This is a genomic window from Mycobacterium sp. NGS69 (genome assembly GCF_059812165.1).
This window is the reverse complement of the sequence record NZ_JCALCD010000010.1, coordinates 85,327-98,145: the sequence shown is the minus strand read 5'-3', so window position 1 is coordinate 98,145 and position 12,819 is coordinate 85,327. Positions and strand designations below refer to the sequence as shown.

13 protein-coding genes are annotated in these 12,819 nt (G+C 67.3%); 3 read left to right on the top strand and 10 right to left on the bottom strand.

Translation table 11 applies throughout. The features are described from left to right. Nucleotides 1–15 precede the first annotated feature (15 nt). On the top strand, nucleotides 16–1,947 hold the full coding sequence (locus AC5Y2S_RS25330; protein ID WP_499959132.1) for a flavin-containing monooxygenase: 1,932 nt from the start codon (nucleotides 16–18) through the stop codon (nucleotides 1,945–1,947). After that, on the top strand, nucleotides 1,944–2,831 hold the full coding sequence (locus tag AC5Y2S_RS25325; protein ID WP_499959131.1) for an SDR family oxidoreductase: 888 nt from the start codon (nucleotides 1,944–1,946) through the stop codon (nucleotides 2,829–2,831). Before AC5Y2S_RS25330 ends, AC5Y2S_RS25325 begins: the two co-directional genes overlap by 4 nt. Nucleotide 2,832: 1 nt before the next feature. Here the strand turns inward: AC5Y2S_RS25325 and AC5Y2S_RS25320 are convergent, their stop codons facing one another. From AC5Y2S_RS25320 to AC5Y2S_RS25275, 10 genes are all read right to left on the bottom strand, one after another. After that, nucleotides 2,833–3,480: a Dabb family protein gene (locus AC5Y2S_RS25320; protein WP_499959130.1), complete on the bottom strand. Its 648-nt coding sequence runs from the start codon at nucleotides 3,478–3,480 to the stop codon at nucleotides 2,833–2,835. Continuing rightward, nucleotides 3,473–3,820: a hypothetical protein gene (locus tag AC5Y2S_RS25315; protein ID WP_499959129.1), complete on the bottom strand. Its 348-nt coding sequence runs from the start codon at nucleotides 3,818–3,820 to the stop codon at nucleotides 3,473–3,475. The genes AC5Y2S_RS25320 and AC5Y2S_RS25315 overlap by 8 nt, the downstream gene beginning before the upstream one ends. Before the next feature lie 68 nt (nucleotides 3,821–3,888). After that, entirely contained in the window at nucleotides 3,889–4,815 is a 927-nt protein-coding gene (gene lipP1, locus AC5Y2S_RS25310) for a LipP1 family hormone-sensitive lipase (protein WP_499959128.1), read from the bottom strand. After that, nucleotides 4,812–5,633, bottom strand: a complete 822-nt coding sequence (locus AC5Y2S_RS25305) for an IclR family transcriptional regulator (protein ID WP_499959127.1) — start codon at nucleotides 5,631–5,633, stop codon at nucleotides 4,812–4,814. The genes lipP1 and AC5Y2S_RS25305 overlap by 4 nt, the downstream gene beginning before the upstream one ends. A 112-nt stretch (nucleotides 5,634–5,745) precedes the next feature. Further along, nucleotides 5,746–6,189: a nuclear transport factor 2 family protein gene (locus tag AC5Y2S_RS25300; RefSeq protein ID WP_499959126.1), complete on the bottom strand. Its 444-nt coding sequence runs from the start codon at nucleotides 6,187–6,189 to the stop codon at nucleotides 5,746–5,748. Nucleotides 6,190–6,214: 25 nt separating this feature from the next. Beyond that, entirely contained in the window at nucleotides 6,215–7,681 is a 1,467-nt protein-coding gene (locus AC5Y2S_RS25295) for an FAD-dependent oxidoreductase (protein WP_499959124.1), read from the bottom strand. Then, nucleotides 7,678–8,586, bottom strand: a complete 909-nt coding sequence (bphC, locus tag AC5Y2S_RS25290) for a biphenyl-2,3-diol 1,2-dioxygenase (protein ID WP_499959123.1) — start codon at nucleotides 8,584–8,586, stop codon at nucleotides 7,678–7,680. The genes AC5Y2S_RS25295 and bphC overlap by 4 nt, the downstream gene beginning before the upstream one ends. A gap of 8 nt (nucleotides 8,587–8,594) precedes the next feature. Next, on the bottom strand, nucleotides 8,595–9,779 hold the full coding sequence (locus AC5Y2S_RS25285; protein ID WP_499959122.1) for an acyl-CoA dehydrogenase family protein: 1,185 nt from the start codon (nucleotides 9,777–9,779) through the stop codon (nucleotides 8,595–8,597). Nucleotides 9,780–9,940: 161 nt separating this feature from the next. Then, on the bottom strand, nucleotides 9,941–10,741 hold the full coding sequence (locus AC5Y2S_RS25280) for a mycofactocin-coupled SDR family oxidoreductase (protein WP_499959120.1): 801 nt from the start codon (nucleotides 10,739–10,741) through the stop codon (nucleotides 9,941–9,943). After that, nucleotides 10,741–12,366, bottom strand: a complete 1,626-nt coding sequence (locus AC5Y2S_RS25275; RefSeq protein ID WP_499959119.1) for a flavin-containing monooxygenase — start codon at nucleotides 12,364–12,366, stop codon at nucleotides 10,741–10,743. The genes AC5Y2S_RS25280 and AC5Y2S_RS25275 overlap by 1 nt, the downstream gene beginning before the upstream one ends. Before the next feature lie 130 nt (nucleotides 12,367–12,496). Here AC5Y2S_RS25275 and AC5Y2S_RS25270 point away from each other — a divergent pair, with 130 nt between their 5' ends. After that, complete coding sequence (locus AC5Y2S_RS25270; protein WP_499959117.1) at nucleotides 12,497–12,814, top strand: 2Fe-2S iron-sulfur cluster-binding protein; 318 nt, start codon at nucleotides 12,497–12,499, stop codon at nucleotides 12,812–12,814. Nucleotides 12,815–12,819 lie beyond the last annotated feature (5 nt).

Genomic DNA, 12,819 nt, shown 5'->3' with positions numbered 1-12,819 from the left:
CCGATACTCGTTGGCATGAGCGCTGGTGTCCCCGTCACGACTGAAACCACCGGACGGGTGGATTTGGATCCTGACGAGCTGCGGGCCAACCTTTGCCAGGCGGACCCTGGCGTGCTGGTCGCCGTGCTGGCGCAACTGACCGGCGACCCGGCGGTGGTTGACCGGTTCGCGGCGAAGATCTCTCACGTGCCCGACCCGCCGGAGCAGGCCGGTGCCACCGACCCCGAGACGGCCGCAGCGCTCGTCGATGCGGTGGTCGCGGCACTGCGTTCATCCCGCGCGGCCACCGCCGTACCCGCCGATGACCCGCAGCTGTTCGCGCGGATCGCGCCGGTGGCACTCGGGGGAGCGGTCGGCGCGGAGTACATCCCACTGCTGTTGGAGCAGGGCGGGTTTCAGCCGTCACAACCAGTACTGCCGCGCACCGCCAAGCTCCCAGATGGCTTTCGGGTCGCGATCGTCGGGGCGGGAATCGCCGGGCTGACCGCCGCGCTGGAGTTGGCCGATGCCGGCATCGACTACCAGATCTTCGACCGAAACGACGAAGTCGGGGGCACCTGGTACACCACCACCTATCCGGGCATCGGCGTGGACACACCGTCGGCGTACTACTCGCTGTCGCGCGATATCAACGGCGATTGGTCCAGCTACTACCCGATGGGCGCGGAGTATCAGTCCTACCTGGTTTCGGTGGCCGATAAGAACGATCTGCGGAAGCGCACCCGGTTCGGTACCGAGGTCGAAGCACTCTGGTGGGACGACACACGCAGGCAATGGCAGATCCACTCGGTCGGCCCCGACGGTGCCCGGGATGTGAGTTATGCCAACGTGGTGATCCCGGCCGCCGGATATCTCAACCGGCCCCGCTGGCCGGATCTGCCTGGCCGCGAGACGTTCTCGGGGCTGTCCGTCCATTCCGCGCGGTGGGATCCCGACCTTGATTTGACGGGTAAGAGGGTCGCCGTCATCGGCGCCGGTTGCACCGCGGTACAGATCATCGATGCCTGCGTGGACCAAGTCGCGCACCTGACCGTGTTCCAACGTCAGCCGCATTGGGTGGCGCCCCGGAGACGGGCGTCCGACGACGTTCCCGAATACCAGCGCTGGCTGGGCAGCCGGCTGCCGTACTACGCGAATTGGATACGGCTCAAATCATATTGGGGCACGGCGGACAACAACTACCCGGTGATCCTGCATGACCCGGAATGGGCGGCCGAACACCGGTCGATCTCTCCGGCGAACGATGCCTTGCTGCGGATGTGCCTCGACTACATCGATCGGGTATTCGGTGCCGGCAGCGAACTCGCCCGCAAGGTGACTCCCGACTTCGCTCCCTACGGTAAGCGGATCATCCGCGATCCCGGCGGTTATTACGCCGCGCTGGCGCGGGAGCATGTGGTCGTTGAGGCCAGCGAGCCGGCCCGGGTCAACGAGGCTGGAATCGTGACACCCGACGGTCGGCAGATCGACCTCGACGTCATCATCTACGCGACCGGCTACTACCTGGATTTCCTTTCCACCGTGGACATCCGGGGCCGCGGCGGCAGGACGCTGAGCCAGGAGTGGGGGGACATCCCGCGCTCCTACCGCGGCGGGATGGTGCCCGGCTTCCCGAACATGTTCATTTCCTCGGCGCCCAACTACAGCCCGGGGCACGGGGCCGGCCATAACTTCGGCGTCGAGGTGATGGTGCACTACGTCATGGAGTGCCTGCAATTGATGGCCCTGCGCAAAGCCGCCACGATCGAGGTGACGCAGGGCGCCTACGAGCGCTATGTCGCCGATATCGATGCGACCATGGCCCACACCGTCTGGTGCCATACCCCGTCCGCCCATACCTACTACCGCTCCGGAGGAGGGCGGATCGTGACCGCCTTCCCGTATCGCCTGATCGACTTCTGGCGCGATCATAGGGCCCCGCTCGAAGCGGACCTCACGCTGCGATGAGCCGGTTACTCTGCGGCAAAACGGCTTTGGTAACGGGCAGCAGCCGGGGAATCGGCCGCGCAATCGCCCAGCGGCTGGCCGCCGAAGGCGCCACCGTGGCGGTCACGGCCCGGTCGCACACACCGTCCTCGTCGGTGCGCGCCGGAACGACTTCCGCGCTGCCGGGCACCATCGACGAGACCATCGAGCTGATCGAGGCGGCCGGTGGCCAGGCGTTCGGCGTCGCGGCCAACCTGGAGGACGCCGAGCAGCGCGACGGGTTGATCGACGCGGTCCTCGACCGCACCGGCCGGATCGACATCCTGGTCAACAACGCCGGTTTCGCCGACTACTCCTTGGTCGAGGACATGAGCCTGGAAACCTTTGACCGCACCGTGGAACACTACCTGCGGGTTCCATTCATCCTCACGAAATCCGCTGTGCCGCACATGCGCAAGCAAGGTGCGGGCTGGATCGTCAACATCGGCTCGGTCACGGGCGTCCCGCCGGTGCGGCCGTACCGGGACTACAACAAGACGGCCGGCGACGTCGTCTACGCGGCCATGAAGGCCGCCCTGCACCGGTTCACCCAGGGCATGGCCGCCGAACTGCTCGACGCCAACATCGCGGTCAACTGCGTCGGCCCGTCCACGGCGGTCCGCACACCCGGTGCGGCACAGCTGATCCCGGAGTCTTTCCCGACCGAACCCGTCGAGTACCTGGCCGAGACCGTATTGGCGATGTGCCACCTGCCCGCGGCCGAGCGCACCGGACTGGTCGCGTTCAGCCTGCACTATCCGTGGTCGCAACAGTTGCCGGTGCACAGCCTCGACGGCGACGAGTTGTTCCCGCCCCTGCAACCTCCCCCGACGGCGAACCCCAATATTTTGCCCGCCGGTCTGTAGATCACGGCGCTTCCACCGGCGACCCGATTGCCCTATCGCTTCGGCAAAAACTGTGGCAGACCCGATCACGAACGATGACGTCGGGACATTCGGGATCGAACCAGCGATCCACGTGGGCCCAGTGAATCGGGTGCATCAGATACGGCCCCATCAGGCCGTCGACGTCGGTGAAGAGCTGTTCGAACACGTGGGTCCACGACGAGACGCCGGACGCGTTCACCACACGGCTGAGCTGCCAATCGGTGATGGTCCGTATGTATTTCGGCATCAGCCGCAGATCGGCCTCAAACCGGGCGACGGTCGCCGCGTCGGTGCCGGACGCCACGCTCAGCAGCAAGGTGCGATAGACGGTCCCGGGTTTCGCCGACCAACCCGTGCTGGCGGGGCAACCGACGTAGGTGGCCCCGTTGACGCGACGGACCGCGGGGTCGCCGAGGACGTCGTCGAAACACGCCGCAGCAGAGTCCCATTCAGCCGCATCGGTGAACCGCAGGTGCATCAGGATGTCACCGCCGTTGCGGGCACCCGGGAGCGTCGGTTCCACCAGACTGCGTTCGCCGCTTACCTGCGCGGCCGCGCCGCGAAGCGCCGCCAGCACCCGGTCGCGGTCGCCCTCGGCGACGTCGACCAGCCTGGTGACGTTAAACATCGCAGAGCCCGTCGACATCATCCGCGGCCGCTGCGAACGACCGTGATCGCTCATGCACCAATTCGGCTATGCGCGACCAGAATTCGCCCAGCGCCGGGTCCGCCCTGCCCTCCCAGGTCATCTCCCACCAGGCCGGCGCGCTCGGCAGCGTCCAGGTGATGGTCACCGTGTTCGTCTGATCGTCGAACCAAATGGGGGGGCTGACCAAGACGTCCCGCAGCGTCATGCCGCGATCGCGCGCGCCGGGCGCGTACTCGTGGAGGTAGGCGTCGACGAACCGACGCGCACAACCCGGCTTGGTGATCGCACGGTCGATCACGAAGATTTGGCCATCTGCCATCATCCGACCGTATGGCACGCACCGAACGGCGCGCGTTCGGTTCCCGACCATCGGGAGGCGTCAGGGCCCTATCGCCGCAGGATGTCGGCGAGCGCGACGGCGGCCTCCTCCCGGGCCCGGTGTGCGAGGTCGAGCATAGGCATCGTCATGAAACCGTGAATGCCACCGTCGTAACGCAATTGGACTGTCGGCACGCCGGCAGCCCGAAGCGCGTCGGCGAAGACCAGTCCTTCGTCGCGCAGCGGATCGTGTCCGGCTATGACCATCACGGCGGGTGGTAGCCCATCCAGCTCGGCGTTCATGGGTGTGGCATACGGGTGTTCTCGGTCGGCCGGCAACGGCACGTACTGATCCCAATACCACTGCAGAGCCGGCTTCGGGTTGTAGAAGCCGTGGCCGAATAACCGATAGGACTCGTTCTGGAAGTTCGCCGCCAGCACCGGGTAGATCAGGAACTGGGCGGCCAGCAGCGGGTCGCCCCGGTCGCGTGCCATCAGCGCGGTGACGGCGGCCAGGTTGCCGCCGGCGCTATCGCCACCCACCGCCAGGCGGTCGGGATCGCCGCCGAGGTCGGACGCGTTGTGCGCCGCCCATCGGATGACGGTGTAAACATCGTCGGCCGCTGCCGGCCAGCGGTGCTCCGGCGCCAGCCGGTAGCCCACCGAGATCACCACGGCGGGAATGCGATTCGCGATGTCGCGGCAAAGCGCGTCGTGGCTGTCCAGGTCGCAGAACACGAAACCGCCGCCGTGGGCGTATACCAAAATCGGTAGGCTCGTGTCCCGGCTGTCGGGCCGGTAGACACGGATCGGAATGTCGGCGCCCGGTCCTTCGATCATGTCGTCGCGGACCTCGTCGACCTGCTGGGGCTTGGCGGGTGGCACGAACCTGGAGCGGATCAGTGCCCGGGCCTCCGCACCGCTCATGGTGTGCACCGGCGGGAAGCCGGCGTCGAGCATCTCGATCAGGGGCGCGAGCTGCGGATCGAGGGTCACGCGTACCGCAGCGCCGGACGGGCCGGGCGCAGCGGCCGCAGCGGCTGCAGGGCCGGCGCGACGCGCTGGGGGCCGTCCTCGACGTTCCGCCAGATGCCCATCGCGGTCATGCGCACGGGGGCGGCCAGTCGCTGGTCGAACATCATGCGGTTCATCGGACCGCACACCGACACCGCGGCTATGACTTTTTGGCCCTCGCCGGGGCCCCCGCCGATCGGCGCTGCCACGCAACCGAATCCGAGCAGCGACTCCTCGCGCTCGAACGCGATTCCGTGGGCGCGCACCTTGGCCAGCTCGACGGCGAGCTGCGCGCCGCCGGAGATCGAGTATTTCGTCTTGCGAACCCGCAGATCGAGCTCGGCATCGTCGTCGCGGTAGGCGAGGATCGCCTTCCCAACCGCGGTACAGTGCGCGGGCTGGCGACCGCCCACCCGAGTGGGTATCCGCTGGTCGCCGATCTTGTCCAGGTAGACGACGTCCGCGCCGTCCAAGACCGCCAGGTGTACGACAAGCCCTGTGGCGCGGTGCAACTCGCCGAGCAAGGGGCCGGCCGCCCGCACCAGGCGATCCTGGTGCACGGCCAGCGAGCCCAGCTCCACCAGGCGCATGCCCAGTTCGTAGTCACGGCCGCTGCGGCGCAGCCACCGCAGCTGCACCAGGCGCTCGAGCATGCGGTGCGCCGACGATCGGGGCAGGCCGGTGCGACGCACGATCTGCGCCAGCGTTAGCCGGCCCGGTCCGTCGAACGCGTCGAGGACCAGCGAGATGCGGTCGATCACGGCCGTAGGAGTCTCGACAGTCCTGACGGCTGATGTCATCGGATCTCCATCTATCTGGATGGCATATTCCTATTAGGAATATAGTCCTATCACACCAGTGTGGCCTCTGTCACGCACGGCGGTAAAAACCCCAAGCTTTTAGGCGGTGCCGTTAGCCGCGAAAGATGTCAAGCGAGCCGACGTGGGCTCGATTGGTCTTGAATCGTTCCCTCAATTTCCACGAACCATCGGAGCGCCGTTCCCACGTGTCCGTGTAGTCGCCGAGCGTGTAGAACCGGATCGAGGGATCGGCGTCCGAACTCAGATGAACATCGTGGACGTAGGCGCGACTGATCGCGGTGTCTCCGTCGACATCGATGACGACGTTGGCAAGCAGGTGTTGGGTGGGACCGCAGTTGTCGAGGAACTCGCGGATCAGCCCGATCATCGCCGCGCTGCCGTACAGCCGTCCGGTCCCGAGATCGCCCTCTGCGTCGTCGGTCAGGATCTCGGCCATCGCCGTCCAATCGCGCTCGTCCATCGCGCGGGCGAATCGCGTCAACGTTCGTTCGATGTCACGCTCATCGAGCAAAACTCGTAGTCGATCACTGTCCATCGGGTGTTCCTCGAAGGAAAAGGGCTCAGCCCTTGGCCGCGGACCGGCCCGCGCGGCGGCCGTAGAAGCTGCCGTCGCCGAGCGAGATGCCACTGGCGTAACCCCACGCGGCCAGTCCCGCCGTCGAACGGCCCGCGGCGAACAGTCCCGGGATGGGCTCGCCGCTGACGTGCAGGACCTCGGCGTCCAACGTGGTGGACAGCCCGCCCAGCGTGAAGCCGCCGGTGTTCTCCCGCAGGTCGATGGCCCCGACGGGCGACCCGATCGGCCTGAGCCACTCGGGCTTCTTGTGCAGCAGCGGATCCTCGCCGCGCGCGGCGCCCTCGTTGTAGGCGGCCACCGTCGCCTGCAGCGAACCGGGGGCCAGGCCCATGTCGCGTTCGAGCTCGGCCACGGTATCGGCCACCCAAGTCGCCGGGCGCAGCATGAACTTCGGTGACCACGAGGCCATCGCCTCCTGCTGCGCCTCGTCGTCGATGATCAGAAAAGCGGTGTTGTCCTGCTGGTACAGCGTGAGCTGCCCGACCCGGCCCGGGTAGGTGTCCTCGGCGACGTAGCGCTGGCCGCGGCCGTTGACCAGGATGCCGCGCACCAGTTGCTGAGGATCGATGAAGATCGCGACCTCGGTGGCGTCCATGTGGGCCAGATCGGCGCCCAGCGCCTGCGCCATCCGGATCGCCTGCCCGTCGTGCTGCTCGATCGAGGCGGCCGGGCGCCCGGCGATCCGCGGGGCGTACCGCGCCACCATGGCGTCGTTGTAGGCGAAGCTGCCCGTCGCGAGCACGACCCCACGGCGGGCGCGAACCGTCATCTCCGCGCCGTACTGGCGGGCGCGGATGCCGACGACCCTGCCGTCGGACTCGACGATCAGGCTTTGCACGCGGACGTCGTACAGCGCCCGCGCGCCGGCCGCCGTGGCCGTCTCGACGAGGGGCTTCATCAGCATGTAGCCGGCGCTCGCCTCACCCTGCTTCTTGTTCTGCATCTGCGGGACGTGCCCGCGCGGGGCGGGAGTGGCGATGGTGTTGAACGGGTAGGCGTTTTCACCGCCGCTGTACATCAGCCCCTGGTCGCCCATCGGCTCCCAGCCGGGCTCGGAGAAGAACTCCGCCTTGAACGGCACGCCGCAGCCGACGAGCCAGTCGAAGTGCGCGACGCTGCCCGCGCAGTAATCGGCGATCCGGTTCTCGTCGGCGCCGGGGCCCATCGCCACGTTGAGGAAGGCCGCCATGTTGTCGACGGAATCGCTGAAGCCACAGGCGGTTTGCAGCGCGGTGCCGCCGCCGAGGTAGATGAATCCGCCGGCCATCGCCGCCGCACCGCCCCACGACCCGGTGCGCTCCAACACCAGCACGTCGGCGCCGGAGCGGGCCGCTTCGACCGCCGCGGCGGCGCCGGCCACCCCGTAGCCTGCGATGACGACGTCGGCCTCCTGATCCCACGACGTGATCGACGACGCCGGGATGGGGGTGACGTCCGTGTCGGGCGTCATAGCCGCATCGCCGCGGGCATCTCGCCGGTCCACTGGTGACCCCAGTAGCTGTCCGCGGTGATTTCCTCTGCGGTGTAATAGGTTTCGTTGACGCGCATGCCGTCGGTGCCGAACTCGATGTCCCAATCGCCGGGCGCCCGGACGTAGAAGGAGATCATCTTGTCGTTGGTGTGACGGCCCAGCGTGGAGGACAACTGGAAACCCTCTGCGTTGACCCGGTCCAGCGCCTGGCCCACCGCGTCGAGCGTGTCGACCTCCACCATGATGTGAACGACGCGCGGGTCGCGCAGGTGCGCGGCCGGCACGATCGCCAGGCTGTGGTGGCGTTCGTTGATGCCGAGGAAGCGAACCCGCACCGGGCCGAACTCTTTCGGCAGCGGCACCCGGAACGCGCCGCGGGAACGGAAACCCAAGACGTCGGTGTAGAAGTCGAACAGCCCATTGGGGTCCATCGCGGGCAGCACGACATGGCCGAGCCCCTGATCGCCGGTGACGAACTTCGCGCCGAAAGGCGTGATCACCGGGCTGTGGTCGAGCACGGGGCCGTGAAACACCTCGAGCGTGTGGCCCGCGGGATCCTCGAACGCGATCGCCTCCTCGACGCGGCGCTCCTCGGCCTCGTCGAGCGAGAGCTGCTTGAACGCGATGCCGGCGCCGTCAAGGGTGGCCTTGACCCGTTGCAGCGCCGCACGATCGCGCACCTCCCAGCCGATGGTGAGCACCCGCTCCGTCTCGCCGGGAACGACGACGATCCGGGCCGCGCGTTCGTCCATGCGCAGGTACAGCGCCGACGGGTCGGATCCCTTTCCCTCCGCGAAACCCAGGACGGCGAAGGCGAAATGCCGCCACCGGTCGACGTCGTTCGTCGAAATGGTGATGTAGCCAAGGCTTTTCAAGTCGCTCACTGACACTCCTAGATCAGGGCCCGCAGCGGGCCTTCCGGCGGGTCGATGCCCAGCGAACTCAGCGCCGACGCGTGATAAGTGGTGCCGGGCACGTGGATGGCATGCAGCTGGCCCACGTGCACGTCACGCCAATACCGCTGCAGGGGCTTGTCCATCCGGGCCGCGTTTCCGCCGGAGCGGGCGAAGATTTCGTCGACCGCCGCGACGGCGCGCCACACCGCACGCACCTGGGTCCGGCGACCGGCCGCCCGGTCCGCGAACGACACCTCCTTGCCGGCGGCGACCATGTCGTAGATGCGGTCGGCGTTGGTCAGCAGCTCCTGGCGGGCGGCATTGATGTCGGCCGCCGCCTCGCCGATGGCGTGCATGACGTACGGGTCATCCTTGATCGCGGTCCCGGTGGCGCCCACGCGCTCTCGCTGGTAGTCCAGGTGCGCGGCCAGCGCGCCCTCGGCGATGCCGATGGTGGCCGCGGAAATGCCCAGCGGGAACATCGTCGACCACGGCATCAGGTACAGCGGCTCGGTCATGCCGGCCTCGCGCTGGGCGGTGCCGTCCATCACCTTGGTCGCGTCCATGGTCCGGTAGGTCGGGACGAACGCATCCTTGACGATGACGTCCTTGGAGCCGGTTCCGCGCAGCCCCACCACATTCCACGAGTCCTCGACGATCTCGTAGTCCTTGCGGGGCAGGATCATGTGCAGCATCTGCGGCGGCATCAGCGGTATGCCCTGCTCGTTGCCGAGCATCGCGCCCAGGATGATCCAGTCGCAATGGTCGGTGCCCGAGCTGAACTGCCAGCGGCCGTTGAAGATGTAGCCGCCGTCGACCGGCCTCGCCACGCCCTGCGGCGCGTACGGGGACGCCATCCAGGTGTCGACGTCATCGGCCCACACCTCGGCAGCCACCTTCGGATCGGCGTAGGCGAGCTGGTAAGGGTGCACGCCCACCACGCCGACGATCCAGCCGGCGGCCGGATCCAGTGCCGCGGTGGCCATGGTCGTTTCGGCGAACTCGCGGGGATGGACCTCGAACCCTTGGTAGCTCTTGGGTTGCAGCAGCCGGATCAGCCCGGCCCCTTTCATGAGCTTGACGGTGTCGTCGGTGAGCCGGCCGATCCGCTCGGCTTCGGCGGCCTGGTCGCGCAACTGGTCGGCCATGGCCACAACCTGATCAAGTACCCGCTCGCTCATTTCTTCGTCCTTACTTCTGGGGGCATATTGAATGGTTTACCGCAGTCCAGGCGCCGACTCGCCGCTGATCCCGATCAGCGGACGAAATTGGGTCATAACTCGGCATGGGGGGTGTTGTCAACGAAGTGCCTACATACGCACTTCGGGCCCAACCGGCGCTCCTACACTTTCGCGAGTAGTCCGGCGTCGATCACGATCTGTGTCCCGGTGATGTAGCGCGCTTCGTCGGAGGCCAAGAACACGACGGCGTTGCTGACATCGACGGGCTCGATCCACGGCACCGGTAGCAGGTGGCGAGCTTTCAGCACCTCGGCGGCGTCCTCCGCCGACGGATTGTCCAAGTCGGGCCGCAGCCGTCGAAACGTGGCTTCGTTGAGCACCATCGCGGTCGCGACCGCGCCGGGGTGAACGGTGTTGACGCGAATACCTCGGGGTCCCAACTCGTTGGCGAGCGTGCGTGCCAGTCCTACCACGGCGTGCTTGCTGGCCGTGTAGGCGGCGGTGTTCGCGGTGCCCCGAATACCGTTGGTGGAACTGACGATGACGACGGATCCGCCCCGCTCGCCGATGTGGGGCGCACTGGCCTTGACGGTGTGCCAGACACCCGTGAGGTTGACATCCAGCACCTGTTGCCAGCTTTCGGGGCTGATCTCCCAGGCCGGGGCGCCCGCCGGATGAATCCCCGCATTCGCGACGACGACGTCGATGCGACCGAGTTCGGCGACGGCGGCATCGACCGCGGCCGCCACGGCGCCGAAGTCGCCGACGTCGGCCAGACCGGTCACGGCGCGCACCCCACGCGCGGCGACGGCGGCGGCCGTCTGTTCGAGGTCGCCGGCCGCCTCGGGCACATCCAGCGCGATGACGTCGGCGCCGCCCTCGGCCAAGCGCTCACAGTGGCAACGTCCGCTGCCCCGGGCGGCCCCGGTCACCAAGGCCACGCGACCGCGCAGGCCCGACATCAAGATTCCTTGACCAGCGAGAACCCCTTGTAGCCTGCCTCGGCGACCTCGGCGCAGATGTCGAGATAGACCCCGAACCCGCCGATGAAGAGCATGAACACGCGCGGCTTCCCGGGCACGTTCGCACCGAGATACCAGGAGTTGGCCTTGGTGAACAAGCTGGCGTCGGCCCGGCGCGCCAACTCGGCGACCCAGTCATCGACCGCGTCCGGGGTCGCCTCGATCGCGGCGTAGCCGTGGGCGTCGAGGTAGGCGATGCAGTCGGCGATCCAGTTCACGTGCGCCTCGGCGTGCAGCACCATGTTGGCCAGGACCGCGGGAGCGCCCGGGCCACACACCACGAAGAGGTTGGGGAACCCGTCGATGCCCAAGCCGAGGTAGGTACGAGGTCCGTCGCGCCAATGGTCTCGGAGCCGCCGGCCGCCCCGGCCAACGACGTCGATCTTGGCCAGCGCACCGGTCATCGCGTCGAAGCCGGTCGCGAACACGATGATGTCGACGTCGTAGTGGGCGTCGGTGGTGTCGATCCCGGTCGGGGTGATCGACTCGATCGGTGTGTTGCGCACGCTGACCAGCTTCACGTTGGGCCGGTTGAACGTTTGAAAGTAGTTGGTGTCGGTGCAGATTCGCTTGGTGCCGATCGGGTGGTCGTTGGGGATGAGCAATTCGGCCACGGACGGGTCTTCGATGACGGCGCGGACCTTCTCTTCGTAGAACTTGCGCGCCTCGTCGTTGGCGGCCTGGTCGATCATCTGGTCCGCGAAGGTCTTTGAGAAAAGCACCCCGCCAAGATCCCAGCGCTTCTCGAATGCCGCGCGGCGTTCCTCCGGAGTGGCCTCCATCGTGAGCTTGGGATGCGCCACGTGGGGCGAACCGCCGGAACTGCGCCATGACGCCCGTCGCCGTTGCGCGTAATTGGCCTTCACCTCGGCGCGGTCAGCATCGGTGAGCGGCCGGTTGCCGGCCGGCACACTGTAATTCGGCGTGCGCTGGAAGACATACAGCTGGGACGCGGCCTCGGCGATGATCGGAATCGACTGGATCCCAGACGATCCGGTGCCGATGACCGCTACCCGCTTGCCGGTGAAGTCCACCGGCTCGTGCGGCCACGATGCGGTGTGGTAGACCTCCCCGGCGAAGCTTTCCAATCCGGGGAATGGGGGAGTCAACGCCGCCGACAGGGGACCGGTTGCCATTACGCAGAACCGCGTATCGACCTGCTCGCCACCGTCGGCGGTTACCGTCCAGCGCATGCTCTGCTCGTCGAACACCGCCGACGTCACACGCGCGTTCAAGGTTACGTGGCGGCGCAGGTCCAGTCGGTCGGCGACCCAGTTGATGTAAGCCAGGATTTCGGCCTGGGTTGCGTACTTCTCCGACCAGTCCCATTCCTGCTGCAGTTCGTCCGAAAACGAATAGCAATAGTCCACGCTCTCAACGTCGCATCGGGCACCCGGATATCGGTTGAAGTACCAGGTACCGCCGACGTCGGGTCCGCTCTCGAACACCCGGACGCTCAGCCCGTCCGACCGCAGCTTGTGCGCCGCGTAGAGGCCCGCGAAGCCCGCACCGACGACAACGGCATCTACTTCCGGGGCTACCCGCCGATCACTGCCAACGCTCACAAGTGCCTACGGTAGGCCGTGGTGGGCGCAGGCAGGGGCTGCGTCCCGGTGACCGGACGCCGGGACAGCGGCTTCCCGGCCATCGGAATCCAGCCGTCGCCGCGGCCGGCCGCCTCGTAAGAATTGCGATATGCCAGAAGTCGCAAGGCGTGACATCGCCGTGCACACCGACGCGTTGGCCGCCACCGTCGAGGTCGACTTGGACGGCGAGGTCCATCGGCTGCTGTGGCCGCGTGACAAATCCCTCGTGGATACGATGCTCGACGCGCGGATCGACGTGCCACATTCGTGCCGCGAGGGCCACTGCGGCTCGTGCGTGGCCACCCTGGTGTCGGGGGAGGTGGACATGGTCGGTGGCGACGTTCTCGGACCCCAGGACCGTGCCGAAGGCTTGATCCTTTGCTGCCAGGCTCGCCCGCTCGGTGACCACGTCCACGTCGAGTTCTAGCACCG

Excerpts from the sequence above, each read along its gene's own strand:
- AC5Y2S_RS25330 (WP_499959132.1), top strand. The coding sequence starts at position 16 with ATGAGCGCTGGTGTCCCCGTCACGACTGAAACCACCGGACGGGTGGAT.
- AC5Y2S_RS25325 (WP_499959131.1), top strand. The coding sequence starts at position 1,944 with ATGAGCCGGTTACTCTGCGGCAAAACGGCTTTGGTAACGGGCAGCAGC.
- AC5Y2S_RS25320 (WP_499959130.1), bottom strand. The coding sequence starts at position 3,480 with ATGTTTAACGTCACCAGGCTGGTCGACGTCGCCGAGGGCGACCGCGAC.
- AC5Y2S_RS25315 (WP_499959129.1), bottom strand. The coding sequence starts at position 3,820 with ATGGCAGATGGCCAAATCTTCGTGATCGACCGTGCGATCACCAAGCCG.
- AC5Y2S_RS25305 (WP_499959127.1), bottom strand. The coding sequence starts at position 5,633 with ATGACATCAGCCGTCAGGACTGTCGAGACTCCTACGGCCGTGATCGAC.
- AC5Y2S_RS25300 (WP_499959126.1), bottom strand. The coding sequence starts at position 6,189 with ATGGACAGTGATCGACTACGAGTTTTGCTCGATGAGCGTGACATCGAA.
- AC5Y2S_RS25295 (WP_499959124.1), bottom strand. The coding sequence starts at position 7,681 with ATGACGCCCGACACGGACGTCACCCCCATCCCGGCGTCGTCGATCACG.
- AC5Y2S_RS25285 (WP_499959122.1), bottom strand. The coding sequence starts at position 9,779 with ATGAGCGAGCGGGTACTTGATCAGGTTGTGGCCATGGCCGACCAGTTG.
- AC5Y2S_RS25280 (WP_499959120.1), bottom strand. The coding sequence starts at position 10,741 with ATGTCGGGCCTGCGCGGTCGCGTGGCCTTGGTGACCGGGGCCGCCCGG.
- AC5Y2S_RS25270 (WP_499959117.1), top strand. The coding sequence starts at position 12,497 with ATGCCAGAAGTCGCAAGGCGTGACATCGCCGTGCACACCGACGCGTTG.